We start from the raw sequence: 16,497 nt of genomic DNA, 5'->3' as shown, positions 1-16,497 counted from the left end.
GGCCGTCAGGGTGCGATTCGCGCGCGCGGCTCAGGCGCGGTCGTCGACGAAGCCGAGTCGCGACAGGGCGCGGCGCGCCGCTTGGGCGGCTTCGGCACTGCCGTCGAGGACATCGTTGTTGAGCGATTGCACCAACTGGCTCAGACGTTTGCGGGCGATCTGCTCGCGCAGAAACTCCCCGATATCGTCGTCTTTGAGGGCCAGAACAGCCGCCGCATCCGTGTGAAAGTTGTCATGCATCATGGCAGCGCCTTACCGAAAAATGGTGTCCAACCCCGAGCTCCGAATAGCAGAAAACCGCGGTTTCGGGCGAGTCAAAATGCACGGGTCTGTGACAGTCTACCGCTGCGCTGCCTCAGGCCCAGCTTGGGCGGCGCGTGGTGTCGATCAGGGACACGGCCGGTGCCGCAGGCCCGCCCAGGGCAAGCGTGACCCGGCGCAACATCTCGATCCCGTCCTCGCTGCGCGCGGGCAGGGCCGCCGCCGAGATCGGCGCGCCAACGGTCAGGCGGTAGGGCTGTCGCGCCTTGTTCAGTGTCTCGTGGAACAGGGTGATGTCGCGCAAGGTCGGATGCATCAGATCAAACAGGTAAAACAGCGCCGAGTTGCGCGCTTCGATATGCAGCGGGATCACCGGCAGATCGAACTTGCGCGACATCATCGCCGCCGAAGCCATCCAGGGCCGCTCGAACAGACGCAGCCCCCGCCGTTTGGCCAGTCGCCCGGACGGGAAGATCACCCCGAGCCGCCCCTCGGCGATGGCGCGGCGGGTATAGGCCATGGTTTCGCGGGTTTTGGTCATCGAGCGCTTCTCTCGCCGCCATTCGACCGGCGCGATCACCGCTTCCATTTGTGGCAGCACCCGCAAGATGTCGGAATTGGCGAAGTAAAACAGATCCTTGCGCCGTTCGGACAGGGCCGCGTGCAACATGATGCCATCGGCAATCCCGGTGGGGTGGTTGGCCACCACCAGCGCCGGACCCCGGCGCGGCAGGTTGTCGAGCCCGCGCACGGTCAGGTCGCGGGCCAACCGTTCGGCCATGGTCGCCATGATCTCGCCACTGCTCAGGGGGGCCAGCTCCGTGCCGAGCGCCACCGTGCGTGGATAGCCCAGCAGTGGCGTCAGTACCCGGCGCGCGAGCCCGGGCAGGGCCCCGGCCTCGAAAAGCCAGGGCGCGCGCTCGGCAATCAGAGGGTCGAGACGGTCCTGCATGGGCCGGTTTCAGCAGACCAGTGCAACATCGGTGTGACGGGGTGCGGACCTTTGCCGACGCGCCCCACTGGCCAAGGCGCGCAAGGCCGGTACACTGGGCGCGGGTGACGAGGGGAGAAACCATGCCGAACAAACAGATTTCCGCCGCGGCGGCTGCCGAGCTTATTCGCGACGGGGATACGGTGACGACCTCCGGCTTCGTCGGGATCGGTGTGCCGGAGGAATTGCTCGTGGCGCTGGAGACCCGGTTCGTCGAGACCGCGCGCCCGCGGGACCTGACGCTGTTTTTTGCGGCGGGCCAAGGGGACGGCAAGGACCGGGGGCTGAACCGGCTAGGCCACGAAGGATTGCTGGCACGGGTCATCGGGGGGCACTGGGGGCTGATCCCCAAGGTGGCGGCCCTGGCCACGGCGGGCAAGATCGCGGCCTATAACCTGCCCCAGGGGGTGATCAGCCACCTCTATCGCGACATTGCCGCGGGTCGGCCCGGCACGCTCAGCCGGGTGGGGCTGGGCACCTTCGTCGACCCGCGCCTGGAGGGGGGCAAGATCAACGATGTCACCCATGACGAGATCGTCTCGGTGCTGGAGGTAGGCGGGGCGGAACACCTGTTCTACCGCGCCCTGCCGGTGCATGTGGCCTTGCTGCGCGGCACCTCCGCGGACCCGGCGGGCAATATCTCGATGGAGCGCGAGGCGCTGGTGATCGACAACCTTGCACAAGCCATGGCGGCGAAAAACTCCGGCGGGGTGGTGATCGTGCAGGTCGAGCGCATGGTGGCGCGCCACGGGCTCAACCCGCGCGACGTGGTGATCCCCGGGGCGCTGGTGGATGCGGTGGTGGTGGCCGCCCCCGAGAACCACCACCAGACCTTCGCCACGCCCTACAGCCACGCGTTTTCCGGCCAGTTCCGGGTGGAGGCGGACACCGTGCCCGAGATGCCGCTGACCCCGCGCAAGGTGATCGCCCGGCGCGCGGCCTTCGAGTTGCCGATCAACGGGGTGGTGAACCTCGGGATCGGGATGCCCGAGGGGGTGGCCGCCGTGGCCGGGGAGGAGAAGCTCTTGCCGCATCTGACCCTGACCGCCGAGCCGGGGGTGATCGGCGGGCAGCCGGCGTCGGGGCTGGATTTCGGGGCCGCGGTGAATACGGACGCGATCGTGCCGCAATCGGCGCAGTTCGATTTCTACGATGGCGGCGGGCTGGATATCGCGGTGCTGGGCATGGCGCAGGTGGACGCGCGCGGTAATGTGAATGTCTCGCGCTTCGGGCCGAAGCTCGCCGGGGCGGGCGGGTTCATCAATATCAGCCAGAACGCCCGGGCGGTGGTGTTCGCGGGCACCTTCACCTCCGTTGGATTGGACCTGGCCGTGTCGGAGGCGGGGGTGGAGATCCGGTCCGAGGGCCGGGTGACCAAGTTCGTCGAGGCGGTGGAGCAGGTGACCTTTTCCGGCCCGCTTGCGGCGGCAGCGGGCAAGAAGGTGCTCTACGTCACCGAGCGCGCGGTCTTTCGGCTCCGCCCCGAGGGGGTGGAACTGGTCGAGATCGCGCCGGGGATCGACCTGGAGCGGGACGTGCTGGCCCATATGGCCTTCGCGCCGGAAATGGCCCCGGAGATTGCCGAGATGGACGCGCGGCTCTTTGCCGAGGGGCCGATGGGATTGCGGGTGGACCTGCTGCATCTGGACCTCGATGACCGCGTGGCGCTGTCGGCGGACAAGGCGCAGCTGTTCCTGAATTTCGAGAAGATGCGGGTGCGCGCGCCCGGCGACGTGAACAAGGTCCGCGCCCGGGTCGAGGCGGTCTGCGCGCCGCTGGGGCACCGGGTGGACGTGGTCGCCAATTACGACGGAGCGCGGATCGACGAGGAGGTCGAGGACGCCTGGGTGGCGATGGTGCAGCAGATGGAAGACCGCTTCTACGGGACGGTGACGCGGTATTCGGGCTCGGCCTTCATGCGGATGAAGCTCGGCGCGGCCTTCGCCCGGGAGGTGCGCCCCCATGTGTTCGAGACCGCGACCGAGGCGCGCGCCTTCCTGTCGGCGGCGCGGGGTGGATCGTTTCTGTGAACCTGCGGCGCGGGGTGCCTGCGGCGGGGGCATTTGCGGACTTGAGTTGGCATTGAGGTGCGCGGGATGGGACGGGCGGGATATCTTGGGCTGGGGGCGGTCTGGCTGCTGGCGCTGCCTTTCGTGGCCTATGCCGCGGCGTTCGGCTGGCGCGGGCTTGTCGCGGATCCCGGGGCGGAGAGTTACCTGTTCGACACCGGCGCGCGGGGGGCGGAAGTGGCGCTGGCGGCGCATATGCTGGCCGGTGCGCTGATCACCGCCCTGGTGCCGATCCAGGTCTTGCCGGTTTTGCGGCGCCGCTGGCCGGGGCTGCACCGGGCCGCAGGCCGGGTGATCGCCGGGGCGGCGGGGATGGCCGCGCTGGGCGGGCTGGCCTTCATCGCTGTGCAGGGGACCATCGGCGGCGCGGTGATGGATTTGGGCTTCGGGCTTTACGGGGCGTTGATGTTGCTGGCGGCGGTGCAGGCGGTCCGGCGCGCGCGGGCGCGGGATCTCGCGGGGCATCAGATCTGGGCGCTGCGGCTGGCGGTGCTGGCCATGGCTTCCTGGGCGTACCGGGTGCATTACGGGCTGTGGTATGCGTTGACCGGCGGGCTGGGGTCGAACGAGGCGTTTACCGGGGCGTTCGACCGGGTGCAGGTGTTCGCGTTCTTCCTGCCCTATCTGCTCTTGGTGGAGCTTTGGCGGCTGCGGCGCGGGGCGGGCGCGTGCTGATGCAGGCCCGCGCGGGCGGCCTGGCGCAGGGCCGCGGTGAGCGGGGCGAGGGCAGGGGCCGACAGGCGCCGGACCTGCCAGAAAAGCGCGGTGTCGAGCGGGGTGTCGGGCACCAGTTCGACCAGGCGTCCGGCGGCGAGGTGGTCGCGCACCAGCGGTTCGGGGTTCATCCCCCAGCCGAGCCCGGCCAGGGCCGCGTCGACAAAGGCGTGGGTGGAGGGCAGCAGGTGGGTGGGCGGCAGGACCGGCCGGCCCCAGACCTGCGCGATCCAGTCCCGCTGCAGCCGGTCCTTGGGGTTGAAGGTCATGCAGGGGGCCCGTGCCAGGGCGTCGGCGGTCACGCCCGCGGGGAAGTGGCGCGCCATGAAGGCGGGGCTGGCCGTGGCGCGGTAGCGCAAGCGCCCCAGGGCGGTGACGTCGCAGCCGGTGACCGGGGTGCCCCGGGTGCTGAGCGCGGCCAGCACCTCCCCCCGCTGGAGCCAGTCGGCCGCGTGGTCCTGGTCGTCCACCACCAGATCGAACAGCATGTCCGCGCAGGCCGCCAGCGCCGGGATCACCCAGGTGGCCAGGCTGTCGGCGTTCACCGCGAGGCGCAGGTGCGGCAGGGCGGCGGGGCCGAGGGCGGGCAGATCGCGGGCGAGGGCGGCCTCCAGCAGGGCGACCTCGTCGGCATGGCGCAGCAGGCGCTGGCCCGCCGCCGTGCCGGTGCAGGGCTGGGTGCGGTGCACCAGTGGTGTGCCCAGCCGATCCTCCAACCCCTTGATCCGCTGCGAGATCGCGGAGGGCGTGAGGCCAAGGCTGCGCGCGGCGGCATCGAAACTGCCGGTGCGCAGCACCTGCGAAAGGGCGATCAGGGCCGGGTCGCTCAGCATTAGAATTCCTTAAGATACTCCAAGAAGTTTAACTGGACGCAAATCGTTTGGGAAGTTAGCCCGGGCGGGTCAATCGCGCAGGTGTTGCCCATGCTTTCCCCCACTCTTCTCGCGGCCGGGTCCGGCTTTGCCCTCGGGCTGCAACTGATCGTGGCGATCGGAGCGCAGAATGCGTTCCTGCTGCGCCAGGGGCTGCGGCGGAGCCATGTGGGGGCGCTGGTGGTGATCTGCACCCTGTCGGATGCGATCCTGATCGCGGCGGGGGTGTCGGGCTTTGCCGCGATAGAGGCGCGGATGCCGTGGCTTGCGCCGGTCACACTCTGGGCGGGGGCGGCGTTCCTGGTCTGGTACGGGGCGACCCATGCGCTGGCGGCCTGGCGGGGCGGCGCGGCGCTGGACCCGGCGCGGTCCGGGGCCGAGAGCCTGCGCGCCGCGGTGCTGACCTGTCTCGCGCTGACCTGGCTCAACCCCCATGTCTATCTCGACACGCTGGTGGTGATCGGGGCGCTTTCGGCGCAGTTCGGCGAGGCACGGGGCGCCTTCGGGGTCGGGGCGGCGGCGGCGAGCCTGGTATTTTTCGCCGCCCTCGGTTACGGCGCGCGGGCGCTCAGCCCGGTCTTTGCCCGCCCCCGGGCGTGGCAGGTTCTGGACCTGATCATCGCGGTGACCATGTGGGCGCTGGCAGCAAAGCTGCTGATCCGGGGCGTGCCGGGATAAAGCGCGCGCCACGGCTTTGTCGCAAGCTGTCGGCATCTGCGCGCTAGACTTTGCCTTCGGCGGTGCCTAGGTCGCTGAGGGCAAGAGGCAAAGGCGGCGCGGATCATGTCAGACCATTCCTTCCTGTCCAGGATCTGGCAGGCACTGAAGGCCGCGCTCCTGTCGATCTTCGGTCTGCTCAGCTTCGGCACGTCCGCCGCCCCGGCCCGGGGCCTCGACGAGATGGCGCTGCAGGGGCGTGAATTTCTGCTCTACCGCGCCGAGAGCGTGCAGGGGCAGGCCGCGCCGCTGGTCATGGTGCTCCATGCCGGGTTCCAGAGCGGTGAGAAGATGTACGAGACCCTGCCCCTAGCCGAGGCGGCGGAGCGGGTGGGCTTCAACCTGGTCTATCCCACGGGCACGGCCCTGAAGCTGAACCGCAGCGGGCCGATGATGGAGGCGCGCGGCGGCATGAACGCCTGGAACGCGGGGATGGAGGGGCGCGGGGCCATCGACACCACGGTGCAGGATGTCGCCTATCTGGAGAACATCATCCTCGCGCTGGTCGAGCAGGGGCTGGCGGACCCGGACCGGATCACCGTCGTGGGCCATTCCAACGGGGCGATGATGGCCTACCGGCTGGTCTGCGAACGGCCCGGGCTGGTTCAGACGGTGATCGCGATCTCGGGCACCCCGGCGATCGATCGGTGCATGGGGCCGCTGCGGGGGCTGCGTATCCTGCATATCCACGGCACCGAGGACGAGAACCAGCCCGCCCAGGGCGGGGTCGGGCCGAAGGGCGTGTCGGGGCACAATGCGCGCTCGGTCGCCGACACGGTCGAGATGATGCAGCGCGCGGGCGCCGAGATCCAGGTGCGGCTGGTGGAAGGGGGCGGCCACCGGATCGACACGCTCGACGGGTTGCTGCGCGATCAGTACGGGGCCGATATTCTGACCACGGTGGCGGAGGTTGTGGCGGCCACGCGGTAGCGCGCGGCTCTTGCACAGCCCGCGCATTCCGTGGCACGCCAACGCCATGACGGACAGCCAATCACGGCCCTTGGCGGGGATGCTCTGGATGGTCGCCACGGGGGTGAGCTTCGTGGCGGTCACGGCGCTGGTCAAATCCATCGGGAGTGACATTCCGGCCGCCCAGGCGGCCTTCCTGCGCTACGTGCTGGGGCTGGTGTTCATTTTGCCGGTGCTGGCCTCGCTGCTGCGGACGCTGCCGTCGCGGGCCAACCTGTCGATCTTTGCCCTTCGCGGGCTGATCCACACCGGCGCGGTGATCGCGTGGTTCTTCGCCATGACCCAGATCCCCATCGCCGAGGTGACGGCGATGAACTATTTCTCGCCGGTCTATGTGACCATCGGGGCGGCCCTGTTTCTGGGCGAGAAGCTGGCCGCAAGGCGGATCGCGGCGATCTGCGTCGCGCTGCTCGGGGCGCTGATCATCCTGCGGCCGGGGTTTCGGGAGCTGTCTCCGGGCCATTTCGCCATGCTCGGCACGGCGCTTGGCTTTGCGATCAGCTACCTGTTGGCCAAGCGGCTGGTACGGGACCTGTCGCCGGGGCTGGTGGTGGCGTGGCTGTCGATCTTCGTGTCCATCGGGCTGGCGCCCTTCGCGATTGCCGTCTGGGTGACGCCGAGCCCTTGGCACCTCGTGGTGCTGTTCGGCGTCGCCTGTTTCGCGACGTTGGGACATTACACCATGACCCGTGCGTTTCAGGCCGCGCCGATGTCGGTCACCCAGCCGGTGACCTTCCTGCAGCTGGTCTGGGCCACGGCGCTGGGTGCGCTGGTCTTCGGCGAGGCGGTGGACGGATTCGTGGTGCTGGGCGGCGGTCTGATCGTGGCGGCGATCTCGTTTCTGTCCTGGCGCGAGGCGCGGTTGCGCCGGGGGGTGATCACCCCGTCGGTTTCGGAGCCGAAAACCTGAAAATCCGTGGGGTGTTTGACCCGGATCAAGGTGGTGCGCGGCAACGGCCCTAGGGTGGGGACGTAACAAGAGAGGGAGAGGTCCATGTCTCATACGCCCCATGAGTTGGCCGAGGAATTTCCGGACAAGGTGGAACTGATCGCGCAGCTGCGCGAGAGCAACGCGCATTTTGCCAAGCTGTGCGCGGAGTATCACGAGGTCAACCGGGCCGTGCACCGGGCCGAGGCGCGGATCGAGCCTGTCTCGGACGAGGCGGAGGAAGAGATGCGCCGCCAGCGGATGCGCCTGAAGGACGAAATCTACGGGATGCTGACGGCCGCGGCCTGAGCCGCGCGCGGCATCAGCCGGTATCCACCTCGTAGGGCAGCACACCGCGCAGCCCCGGATCGACGCTGAGCTTGCGCTCCAGCGGCGGGACGGAGCGTTGGTGGCAGGCGCTGCGCTCGCAGATGCGGCAGGAAATGCCGATGGGCTCGAACCCTTGGCTGAGGTCGAGCCCGTCGCCATAGACCAGCGCCGGGGCATGGCGCACCTCGCAGCCTAGGCCGATGGCATAGCGGCGGGTGGGCGCGCCCCAGCTGCCGCCGGATTTCGACACATCGCGCGCCAGGCACAGGTAGCGGACCCCGTCCGGGGTCTCGGCCAGCTGGCGCAGGAACCGGCCCGGTGTCTCAAACGCCTGGTGCACGTTCCACAGCGGGCAGGCCCCGCCATAGCGGGCGAATTGCAGCCGGGTGGCCGAGTGCCGCTTGGTGATCGTGCCCGCCTGATCCACCCGCACGAAGAAGAAGGGGATGCCCTTGGCGCCCGGGCGTTGCAGGGTCGAAAGGCGGTGCGCCACCTGTTCGATCGAGGCGCCGAACCGGTCCGCGAGCCGTTCCAGGTCGTGGCGGGTTTCGGCCGCCGCCGCCTGGAATGCGCGATAGGGCAGCAGCACCGCACCGGCGAAGTAATTGGCCAGGCCCAGCTTGGCGATGGCGCGGGCCTCGTCGGTCTGGAACCGGGCGAGATCCAGCGTCGCCTCCAGCAGGTCGTTCTGGGTTACCAGCCCCAGTTGCACCAGCAGCTGGAACCGGCGGGTGGGCGCGGCCGCCCGGGTCGACAGGGTCAGCACCCCCGATTGCGGATTGAAGTGGCGCAGATCGGCGCTGTCGCTGTATTGCACGGCCAGCCCCTTGCGCGACAGCAGGCGCCGGGCGCCGGATTCCAACTCTCCGTCGATCTGGTTGGCGATATGCTCGGCGGCGTGGTCCACGGCGTCGATGTAATTGTCGCAATAGTGGAAGAAATCGCGCACTTCTTCCCAGGGCGAGGGTTGCAGGCTGGAGCCTTCGCGCCCGAGCGCCTCGTCGAGCGATGCCAGCCGTTCATGGGTCTGGCGGTAGTGGCGATGCAGTTCGAGAAAGGCGCGCGCCAGGGCCGGGGCGTTGGACGCCGCGAGCCGCAGATCGGCGAGCGGTGGCGGCGTTTCCCCGAAGACCGGATCGGCCAGCGCCTCGCGCATGTCCGACACCAGCCGCTCCGCCTCCCCGGTGCTGAGCTGGGTGACGTCGAAGCCGAACTCCTGCGCCAGCGCCAGCAGCACGGTGCTGGAGACCGGGCGATTGTTGTTCTCCATCTGGTTCAGATATGGCAGGGACACGCCCAGTTTCTCGGCAAAGAGCTTCTGGGTCAGGCCGAGCCCGGTGCGGGTCTCGCGCAGCTTCGCGCCGGCATAGAGTTTCTGGGTGGCCATGGGTGCCCCGCTTGTTTGCTAACCCTGTTCTAAGGTTTGCAAACAGGCGGGTCCAGAGGGTCAGGCGCTGGGCTGGGCGGTCAGGTCGCGCTCCCGGCGCATCACGTAGATCACCGCGACAGTGGAGCCGAGCGAGGTCAGAAGCATCAGTGCCTGCAGCGGGTAGGGACCGGTGCCCAGCGGCAGAAGGATGCCCGCCAGCACCGACATGGCCGCGCCGCCGCCCACCATGATCGCGCCACCCAGCCCGCTGGCGGTGCCGGCCAGGTGCGGACGCACCGACAGGCTGCCCGCGGTGGCGTTGGGGATGATCATGCCGTTGCCGATCCCCACCGTGGCGGTCAGGGCAAAAAAGCTCAGCGGATGGGTCAGACCGGCGGCATAGATCAGGATCGACGCCGCCATGCCCACCGAGGTGATGAGCGAACCCCAGAGGATCATGCGATTGATCCCGATGCGGATGGAGAACCGGCCCGACAGGAAATTGCCGAGCACGTAGCCGAGCGCAGGCGCCCCGAAATAGACCCCGAGAATGGCGGGGCTGAGCCCGAACACCTCGGAGCCGAGATAGGGCGCACCGCCCAGGAAGGCGAAGAAGACGCCCGATGCAAAGGCGGCCGCGGCGACATAGCCCCAGAAACGCCGGGCCTTGAGCAGTTCGGGATATTCCGCGACCTGCGCCCGGAAGCCGCCCGAACGGTTGGGTGCGGTCTCGCCCAGGTCGCTCCAGATCAGCCAGAGCATCGCGACGGCAGCGGCAAAGAGCAGCCAGAAGCTCGCTCGCCAGCCGAAGGTTTCATCCAGCAGGCCGCCGAGGGCGGGGCCGATCATCGGCACGATCGCCATGCCCATGGTGACATAGCCGATCAGCGAGGCCGCCTCGGCCTGCCCCACCATGTCGCGCACGATGGCCCGGCTCAGCACCAGGGCCGAGGCGATCACCGCCTGGGCCATGCGGCAGGCCAGGAACACCTCGACCGTCGGTGCGAAGATCGCCCCGAGGGTCGCCAGGGCAAACAGCGCCGTGGAGATCAGCATCACCGGCCGCCGCCCGTAGCGATCCGACAGCGGCCCCACCAGCAGCTGCAATAGGGCGGTCATCATCAGGTAGAGCGAGACCGACAGCTGCATCACCGCGTACTCGGCGTCGAAATAGACCGCCATGCCCGGCAGGGAGGGCAAAAACACGTTCATCGACAGCGCGGCGACCCCCGCCATGAGCACCAGCGTGGCCAGATGCGGGGGGGTACTGCGGTCAAGAAAGCGGCTGGCGGGGCGTTTTGTCATGGGCCAGAGCTATGCGGGCGCGGGGGCAAAGTCCACTCCTGCACAGCTGTTGTGCATGTCGCTCAAAGCGCGGGCTAATTGTCACGCCCGGCACCATGGTCGCGGTTCTGGTCGGGTCTGCCGCGGCGCGGGGCGGTCTCTGGCGGGGCTGGGACGGCCCTGATCCACGCCGCGCGGGGTGCTTCGGGCTTGATATCCCGGCATTTTACCAGTCCAGGGACAGTTGTGTTTGCATATTTGCGATATGCACTCATATCTTTTCACTTAGTTTGCAAATTTTCGGAATTCCTCTTTCCGCCGCGCGGGGGCCTCCGTAGGGTCCGCCACAAATCGCGACGGAGATGACCAGATGAAAGACATTCAGCACGAGCTCGACCAGCGGCGTTTGGATGCCCGGATGGGCGGCGGCGAGAAACGGATCGCCAGCCAGCACGCCAAGGGCAAGTTGACGGCGCGGGAGCGGATCGAGCTTCTGCTGGACGAGGGCTCTTTCGAAGAGTTCGACATGTTCATCACCCACCGCTGCACCGATTTCGGGATGCAGGAGCAGAAGCCCGCGGGCGACGGCGTGGTGACCGGCTGGGGCACGGTGAACGGGCGGCAGGTCTATGTCTTCAGCCAGGATTTCACGGTTCTGGGCGGGTCGGTGTCGGCCACCCATGCCAAGAAGATCTGCAAGATCATGGATATGGCGATCGAGAACGGCGCGCCGGTGATCGGGATCAACGATTCCGGCGGCGCGCGGATCCAGGAAGGGGTCGACAGCCTCGCGGGCTATGGCGACGTGTTCCAGCGCAATATCGAGGCCTCGGGCGTGGTCCCGCAGATCAGCATGATCATGGGGCCCTGTGCGGGTGGTGCGGTGTACAGCCCCGCCATGACCGACTTCATCTTCATGGTGAAGGACAGCTCCTACATGTTCGTGACCGGCCCGGACGTGGTCAAGACCGTCACCAACGAGGTCGTCACCGCCGAGGAGCTGGGCGGCGCGAGCACCCATACCCGGAAATCCTCCGTCGCCGATGCGGCCTTCGAGAATGACGTCGAGGCGCTGGCCGAGGTCCGTCGCCTGATCGACTTCCTGCCGCTCAACAACCGCGAGAAGGCGCCGGTCCGGCCCTTCTTCGACGACCCGGCGCGGGTGGAGGAAAGCCTCGACACCCTGATCCCCGACAACCCGAACCAGCCCTACGACATGAAAGAGCTGATCACCAAGGTCGCGGACGAGGGGGATTTCTACGAGATCCAGAAGGATTTCGCAGGCAACATCATCACCGGTTTCATCCGGCTGGAGGGGCAGACCGTGGGCGTGGTGGCGAACCAGCCGATGGTTCTGGCCGGCGTTCTGGATATTGACAGTGCGCGCAAGGCGGCGCGGTTCGTGCGGTTCTGCGACTGTTTCGAGATCCCGATCCTGACCTTGGTGGATGTGCCCGGCTTCCTGCCTGGTACCGGGCAGGAGTATAACGGCGTCATCAAGCACGGGGCGAAGCTGCTCTTTGCCTATGGCGAGGCTACGGTGCCGAAGGTGACGGTGATCACGCGCAAGGCCTATGGCGGGGCCTATGTGGTGATGAGCTCCAAGCACTTGCGCGGCGACATCAATTACGCCTGGCCGACGGCCGAAGTCGCCGTGATGGGGGCCAAGGGGGCGACGGAAATCATTCACCGCGCCGATCTGGGCGACCCCGAGAAGATCGCGGCGCGGACGGCGGAATACGAGGACCGGTTTGCCAACCCGTTCGTGGCGGCCGAGCGCGGCTTCATCGACGAGGTGATCATGCCGCAATCCACCCGCCGCCGGGTCGCCCGGGCCTTCGCCGCCCTGCGCAACAAGCGCGCGGTCAAGCCGTGGAAGAAGCACGACAACATTCCGCTCTGACCTCTGAACGAGCGTATCGAGATGGATCGGCACATACACGACCACGACACCGGGAGGAGCGAGGGGATCGCAGATGCGGCCTTCGTCGGTGGGGGACGCGTGTCTGATCCCGGGGCTGGCGGCGCAGGTCGCCAGCCCTCGCGCCATCGCCGGCGCGGCTGGATCGAGCGGCGCGCGGGCGCCGTTCTGACCCTGTCGCGGCGTCCCGGGGCGCGGTTCGATCTCGCCGCCGCGACCCGGATGCCGCCCGTGGCGGCGCGCGGGCGCCTGGCGCATCAGATCCGCCAGGATCTGTGGCGGGCGCTGCAGGGGCTGCGGGGGTTCTCGCCCGTTGTGCAGGTCACGGCGGGCCCGGAGGGCACAGAGGTGATCGCCGGGGGGCAGCTGGTCGCGGCGCGCGCCCCCAAGGCCCAGATCGAGGCGCGGATCGCCGCCCTGCTCGAAGACCCGCAGCACCGCGCCCGGTGGCTGCGCCATGCCGGAGTTGTCCATGCCTGAATTTCATTTCATCGATGCGGCCCCGACCCCGGTCGGCCCGTTCTGCCATGCGACCGAGACCGATGGCTGGGTGTTCCTGACCGGCCAGATGCCCACGGACCCCGGTGACGCGGACGCGCCCCTGCCCGAGGGGATCGAGGCGCAGGCGCGTCGGGTGATGGACAACCTCGTGCTTGTGCTGGAGGGGGCGGAGCTGGGCCTGGGCGACGTGGTGCAGTGCCGGTGTTACCTGACAGAGTTCGAACGGGATTTCGACGCGTTCAACCAGGTCTACATGTCCTATTTCCCCGAAGGCGCGCGCCCGGCGCGCACCACGATCGGGGTGACCGCGCTGGCGGTCGGTGCGCTGGTCGAGGTCGACATGGTGGCGCGGCGCCCATGATCGCGCTTGCGCCATATCCCGGACCGCGCCCCCCCGCGCATCTGGCGGGTCTGGTCGAGGACCTGCCCAGCGGCCTGCGCCCCATCGCGCTGCCGGCGCTGGTGGAGGAGCAGGCGGGCGAGCCGGTGCTGGTCCTGCGCTATGTCGCGCCGGAGATCGCCCGGGCGCGCGGGCTATACGACTACGACGCGCTGGCCGAGGATTTCCTGGCGCTCTGCGCGCGCGATGCGGAAGCGGACGGGCCGGAGAAGGTCATCGTCGTGCTGCAGGACCGCGCCATGCCCCGGGGGCAGGCCAACCCGGACGCCACGCAATATGTCGAGAGTTTCCGCCGCACCGCCACGGGCTGCGATTGGGAGGGGTTCTGATGCCGCTGCCGGAGATGACCAAGCACCGCGGGTTTCCCGGGCGCCTGCCGGGCACGGATTTCCAGTTCGTCCTGCGCCGGGCCAGCAAGAAGGGCGCCACGCCGCTGGTGGCGCGGGAACGCTATGCCGACCGCCGCCCCGCCGATCGCCGGGCAGATGAAGGGTTCATGGAGGCGCTCTGGACCCATTTCGGCGACCAGCCTTTCGAGCGTGGCAATCTCGATGCCGGGCGGCTCAACTGGCTCTTCGGGCGGGAGGTCGTTCCTGCGGAAACCCCTTTCGATCCCGCGTCCTACCAGTCACTTTTGCGGATCGATGTGGCGGTGGCGCGGCGCAGCTTTCCGGACCTGTTCGACGGGGAGGGCGGTCAGTGAGACATGCGGTACAGGGCCCGGACCGGCGGATTTCGGCCAGTGGGCACAAAATTCTCTTTCCCCAACGTCAAGAGTATGTTCTCCTCAAGGTTGTGGCGGACGTATTTTGGTCGCCCCAAACACCACCCCTACGCACTGGAACGCTTCAGGGGGCCGCCACCAGACCTGGCAGCCCTCTGATGGCGCGTGCATGGCGGACCGCTCCCCCGACATATCGCCCGCGCAGGCCCGCTGCGCGCCCCGCCCCACACCCGGCCCCCTGCGTGCTGCGCGCAGCGGGGCCCTGCAATGCCCGGACCCGCGCGGTTCCGGGACCGCGGTCGCGTGCCGCGTGACTGACAAGAAGAAGGAAGAGGCCATGTTCAAGAAAATCCTGATTGCCAACCGTGGCGAGATTGCCTGCCGGGTCATAAAGACCGCGCGCAAGATGGGCATCCAGACGGTTGCGATCTATTCGGATGCGGACCGCAATGCGCTGCATGTGCGGATGGCCGATGAGGCGGTGCATATCGGCCCGTCGCCCGCCAACCAGTCCTATATCGTGATCGACAAGGTGATGGACGCCATCCGGCAGACCGGCGCCGAGGCGGTGCATCCGGGCTACGGCTTCCTGTCCGAGAACAAGCTCTTCGCCGAGGCGCTGGAGAAAGAGGGCGTGGCCTTCATCGGGCCGCCCGCGAATGCCATCGAGGCGATGGGCGACAAGATCACCTCCAAGAAGATCGCGCAGGAGGCGAATGTCTCCACCGTGCCGGGCTACATGGGGTTGATCGCGGATGCGGACGAGGCGGTGAAGATCTCGGGCGAGATCGGCTACCCGGTGATGATCAAGGCCTCCGCCGGGGGCGGCGGCAAGGGGATGCGGATCGCCTGGAACGACGCCGAGGCGCGCGAGGGCTTCCAGAGCTCCAAGAACGAGGCGGCGAATTCTTTCGGCGACGACCGGATCTTCATCGAGAAATTCGTCACCCAACCGCGCCATATCGAGATCCAGGTGCTGGCCGATACCCATGGCAACTGCATCTACCTGGGCGAGCGGGAATGTTCGATCCAGCGCCGCAACCAGAAGGTGGTCGAAGAAGCGCCCAGCCCGTTCCTCGACGAGGCCACGCGCAAGGCGATGGGGGAGCAGTCCTGCGCCCTGGCCCAGGCCGTGGGCTATGCCAGCGCCGGGACCGTGGAATTCATCGTCGATGGCGACCGGAATTTCTATTTCCTCGAAATGAACACGCGGCTCCAGGTGGAACACCCGGTGACCGAACTGATCACCGGCGTCGACCTGGTGGAGCAGATGATCCGCGTGGCGGCTGGGGAAAAGCTGCCCATGACCCAGGACGATGTGACCCTGACCGGCTGGGCCATCGAGAACCGGCTTTACGCCGAGGACCCCTATCGCAACTTTCTGCCCTCCATCGGGCGGCTCACGCGCTACCGCCCGCCGGTCGAGGTCGCGGCAGGACCGCTGGAGGCCAATGGCAAGTGGCACGGGGACGCGGCCTCGGGCGAGACCGCCGTGCGCAACGATACCGGCGTCTACGAGGGCGGCGAGATCAGCATGTACTACGACCCGATGATCGCCAAGCTTTGTACCTGGGGGCCGGACCGCCCGGCGGCGATCGAGGCGATGCGCAACGCGCTCGACGGGTTCGAGGTCGAAGGGATCGGCCACAACCTGCCCTTCGTGGCGGCGGTGATGGACCACCCGGTCTTCATCAAGGGCGAGATGACCACCGCGTTCATCGAAGAGCAGTACCCCGACGGCTTCGAAGGCGTGACCCTCGGCGCGGCCGACCTGACACGGCTTGCGGCGGCGGCGGCGGCGATGTTCCGGGTGGCAGAGATCCGGCGCACCCGCATTTCCGGTACGCTCGACAACCACGAGCGGATGGTCGGCACCGACTGGGTCGTGACCGCCCAGGATGCCCGGTTCGATGTGACCATCGACGCGGATCCGGGCGGCTCCACCGTGCGCTTCGCCGACGGGACCGCCCACCGGGTGACCAGCCGCTGGACCCCGGGCGACAGCCTCGCCACGGTCGAGATCGACGGTGCGCCAATGGTGCTCAAGGTGGACAAGATCACCAGCGGTTTCCGGATGCGGTTCCGCGGAGCGGATGTGAAGGTCCATGTCCGCACCCCGCGCCAGGCCGAACTGAATGACCTGATGCCCGAGAAGCTGCCGCCGGATACGTCGAAGATGCTGCTCTGCCCGATGCCAGGGCTGGTGGTGAAGATCGACGTGGAGGTCGGCGACGAGGTGCAGGAGGGCCAGGCGCTCTGTACCGTGGAGGCGATGAAGATGGAGAACATCCTGCGCGCCGAAAAGACCGCCACGGTCACCAAGATCAACGCCGGTGCCGGCGACAGCCTCGCGGTGGATGACGTGATCATGGAGTTCGAGTGATCCGCACCGCCCGCCATACCAGCGCCAGGACGCCTGATGCAGGCGCGCCTGGCGGCTGCGCGGG

General features: G+C 68.2%; 17 protein-coding genes. 12 read left to right on the top strand and 5 right to left on the bottom strand.

Annotated elements, in window-relative coordinates:
• Nucleotides 1-30 precede the first annotated feature (30 nt).
• Together PVW48_RS16105 and PVW48_RS16100 are read right to left on the bottom strand one after the other, a co-directional pair.
• On the bottom strand, nucleotides 31-243 hold the full coding sequence (locus tag PVW48_RS16105; RefSeq protein ID WP_274582048.1) for a hypothetical protein: 213 nt from the start codon (nucleotides 241-243) through the stop codon (nucleotides 31-33).
• 112 nt (nucleotides 244-355) lie between these two features.
• Nucleotides 356-1,213: a 1-acyl-sn-glycerol-3-phosphate acyltransferase gene (locus PVW48_RS16100; protein WP_274582047.1), complete on the bottom strand. Its 858-nt coding sequence runs from the start codon at nucleotides 1,211-1,213 to the stop codon at nucleotides 356-358.
• 122 nt (nucleotides 1,214-1,335) lie between these two features.
• Between PVW48_RS16100 and PVW48_RS16095 the strand changes: the two genes are divergently transcribed.
• Together PVW48_RS16095 and PVW48_RS16090 are read left to right on the top strand one after the other, a co-directional pair.
• A complete protein-coding gene (locus PVW48_RS16095) occupies nucleotides 1,336-3,282 on the top strand; it encodes an acyl CoA:acetate/3-ketoacid CoA transferase (RefSeq protein WP_274582046.1) in 1,947 nt (648 codons plus the stop codon).
• Nucleotides 3,283-3,348: 66 nt separating this feature from the next.
• Complete coding sequence (locus PVW48_RS16090; RefSeq protein ID WP_274582045.1) at nucleotides 3,349-3,996, top strand: DUF2306 domain-containing protein; 648 nt, start codon at nucleotides 3,349-3,351, stop codon at nucleotides 3,994-3,996.
• Here PVW48_RS16090 and PVW48_RS16085 read toward each other — a convergent pair.
• Nucleotides 3,942-4,868, bottom strand: a complete 927-nt coding sequence (locus PVW48_RS16085; protein ID WP_012177388.1) for a LysR family transcriptional regulator ArgP — start codon at nucleotides 4,866-4,868, stop codon at nucleotides 3,942-3,944. The two genes, PVW48_RS16090 and PVW48_RS16085, sit on opposite strands and share 55 nt — an antisense overlap.
• A gap of 90 nt (nucleotides 4,869-4,958) precedes the next feature.
• Here PVW48_RS16085 and PVW48_RS16080 point away from each other — a divergent pair, with 90 nt between their 5' ends.
• The 4 genes from PVW48_RS16080 (at nucleotide 4,959) to PVW48_RS16065 (ending at nucleotide 7,830) form a co-directional block, all read left to right on the top strand.
• Nucleotides 4,959-5,585, top strand: a complete 627-nt coding sequence (locus PVW48_RS16080; protein ID WP_012177389.1) for a LysE/ArgO family amino acid transporter — start codon at nucleotides 4,959-4,961, stop codon at nucleotides 5,583-5,585.
• 105 nt (nucleotides 5,586-5,690) lie between these two features.
• Nucleotides 5,691-6,554, top strand: a complete 864-nt coding sequence (locus tag PVW48_RS16075; RefSeq protein WP_012177390.1) for an alpha/beta hydrolase family esterase — start codon at nucleotides 5,691-5,693, stop codon at nucleotides 6,552-6,554.
• A gap of 46 nt (nucleotides 6,555-6,600) precedes the next feature.
• Entirely contained in the window at nucleotides 6,601-7,503 is a 903-nt protein-coding gene (locus tag PVW48_RS16070) for a DMT family transporter (RefSeq protein WP_044027622.1), read from the top strand.
• Nucleotides 7,504-7,587: 84 nt separating this feature from the next.
• On the top strand, nucleotides 7,588-7,830 hold the full coding sequence (locus PVW48_RS16065) for a YdcH family protein (protein ID WP_012177392.1): 243 nt from the start codon (nucleotides 7,588-7,590) through the stop codon (nucleotides 7,828-7,830).
• A gap of 13 nt (nucleotides 7,831-7,843) precedes the next feature.
• Here PVW48_RS16065 and PVW48_RS16060 read toward each other — a convergent pair whose 3' ends face one another.
• Nucleotides 7,844-9,238, bottom strand: coding sequence for a helix-turn-helix domain-containing protein (locus PVW48_RS16060; protein ID WP_012177393.1), 1,395 nt, complete (start codon nucleotides 9,236-9,238; stop codon nucleotides 7,844-7,846).
• A 60-nt stretch (nucleotides 9,239-9,298) separates the two neighbouring features.
• The gene (locus PVW48_RS16055; protein ID WP_274582044.1) at nucleotides 9,299-10,525 is read right to left on the bottom strand and encodes a multidrug effflux MFS transporter; all 1,227 of its coding nucleotides are present in this window, start codon (nucleotides 10,523-10,525) and stop codon (nucleotides 9,299-9,301) included.
• Between the two features lie 349 nt (nucleotides 10,526-10,874).
• Between PVW48_RS16055 and PVW48_RS16050 the strand changes: the two genes are divergently transcribed.
• The 6 genes from PVW48_RS16050 (at nucleotide 10,875) to PVW48_RS16025 (ending at nucleotide 16,433) form a co-directional block, all read left to right on the top strand.
• A complete protein-coding gene (locus PVW48_RS16050; protein WP_012177395.1) occupies nucleotides 10,875-12,407 on the top strand; it encodes an acyl-CoA carboxylase subunit beta in 1,533 nt (510 codons plus the stop codon).
• A gap of 21 nt (nucleotides 12,408-12,428) precedes the next feature.
• The gene (locus tag PVW48_RS16045; protein WP_338020478.1) at nucleotides 12,429-12,905 is read left to right on the top strand and encodes a hypothetical protein; all 477 of its coding nucleotides are present in this window, start codon (nucleotides 12,429-12,431) and stop codon (nucleotides 12,903-12,905) included.
• Complete coding sequence (locus tag PVW48_RS16040) at nucleotides 12,898-13,287, top strand: RidA family protein (RefSeq protein ID WP_012177397.1); 390 nt, start codon at nucleotides 12,898-12,900, stop codon at nucleotides 13,285-13,287. The genes PVW48_RS16045 and PVW48_RS16040 overlap by 8 nt, the downstream gene beginning before the upstream one ends.
• A complete protein-coding gene (locus tag PVW48_RS16035; RefSeq protein ID WP_274582043.1) occupies nucleotides 13,284-13,655 on the top strand; it encodes a DUF6497 family protein in 372 nt (123 codons plus the stop codon). Before PVW48_RS16040 ends, PVW48_RS16035 begins: the two co-directional genes overlap by 4 nt.
• Before the next feature lie 14 nt (nucleotides 13,656-13,669).
• A complete protein-coding gene (locus tag PVW48_RS16030) occupies nucleotides 13,670-14,029 on the top strand; it encodes a hypothetical protein (protein ID WP_274582111.1) in 360 nt (119 codons plus the stop codon).
• Between the two features lie 358 nt (nucleotides 14,030-14,387).
• Nucleotides 14,388-16,433, top strand: a complete 2,046-nt coding sequence (locus tag PVW48_RS16025) for an acetyl-CoA carboxylase biotin carboxylase subunit (RefSeq protein ID WP_274582042.1) — start codon at nucleotides 14,388-14,390, stop codon at nucleotides 16,431-16,433.
• Nucleotides 16,434-16,497: the final 64 nt, after the last annotated feature.

The sequence above is a fragment of the Dinoroseobacter sp. PD6 genome (assembly GCF_028807315.1).
In the GTDB taxonomy this organism is placed as follows: domain Bacteria; phylum Pseudomonadota; class Alphaproteobacteria; order Rhodobacterales; family Rhodobacteraceae; genus Dinoroseobacter; species Dinoroseobacter shibae.
This window is presented reverse-complemented; position numbering and strand designations above follow the sequence as displayed.

Coding starts and splice junctions, on each gene's coding strand:
- PVW48_RS16030 (WP_274582111.1), top strand. CDS start 13,670: ATGACCAAGCACCGCGGGTTTCCCGGGCGCCTGCCGGGCACGGATTTC.
- PVW48_RS16070 (WP_044027622.1), top strand. CDS start 6,601: ATGACGGACAGCCAATCACGGCCCTTGGCGGGGATGCTCTGGATGGTC.
- PVW48_RS16080 (WP_012177389.1), top strand. CDS start 4,959: ATGCTTTCCCCCACTCTTCTCGCGGCCGGGTCCGGCTTTGCCCTCGGG.
- PVW48_RS16050 (WP_012177395.1), top strand. CDS start 10,875: ATGAAAGACATTCAGCACGAGCTCGACCAGCGGCGTTTGGATGCCCGG.
- PVW48_RS16095 (WP_274582046.1), top strand. CDS start 1,336: ATGCCGAACAAACAGATTTCCGCCGCGGCGGCTGCCGAGCTTATTCGC.
- PVW48_RS16035 (WP_274582043.1), top strand. CDS start 13,284: ATGATCGCGCTTGCGCCATATCCCGGACCGCGCCCCCCCGCGCATCTG.
- PVW48_RS16040 (WP_012177397.1), top strand. CDS start 12,898: ATGCCTGAATTTCATTTCATCGATGCGGCCCCGACCCCGGTCGGCCCG.
- PVW48_RS16075 (WP_012177390.1), top strand. CDS start 5,691: ATGTCAGACCATTCCTTCCTGTCCAGGATCTGGCAGGCACTGAAGGCC.
- PVW48_RS16100 (WP_274582047.1), bottom strand. CDS start 1,213: ATGCAGGACCGTCTCGACCCTCTGATTGCCGAGCGCGCGCCCTGGCTT.
- PVW48_RS16090 (WP_274582045.1), top strand. CDS start 3,349: ATGGGACGGGCGGGATATCTTGGGCTGGGGGCGGTCTGGCTGCTGGCG.
- PVW48_RS16085 (WP_012177388.1), bottom strand. CDS start 4,868: ATGCTGAGCGACCCGGCCCTGATCGCCCTTTCGCAGGTGCTGCGCACC.
- PVW48_RS16045 (WP_338020478.1), top strand. CDS start 12,429: ATGGATCGGCACATACACGACCACGACACCGGGAGGAGCGAGGGGATC.
- PVW48_RS16025 (WP_274582042.1), top strand. CDS start 14,388: ATGTTCAAGAAAATCCTGATTGCCAACCGTGGCGAGATTGCCTGCCGG.
- PVW48_RS16055 (WP_274582044.1), bottom strand. CDS start 10,525: ATGACAAAACGCCCCGCCAGCCGCTTTCTTGACCGCAGTACCCCCCCG.
- PVW48_RS16065 (WP_012177392.1), top strand. CDS start 7,588: ATGTCTCATACGCCCCATGAGTTGGCCGAGGAATTTCCGGACAAGGTG.
- PVW48_RS16105 (WP_274582048.1), bottom strand. CDS start 243: ATGATGCATGACAACTTTCACACGGATGCGGCGGCTGTTCTGGCCCTC.
- PVW48_RS16060 (WP_012177393.1), bottom strand. CDS start 9,238: ATGGCCACCCAGAAACTCTATGCCGGCGCGAAGCTGCGCGAGACCCGC.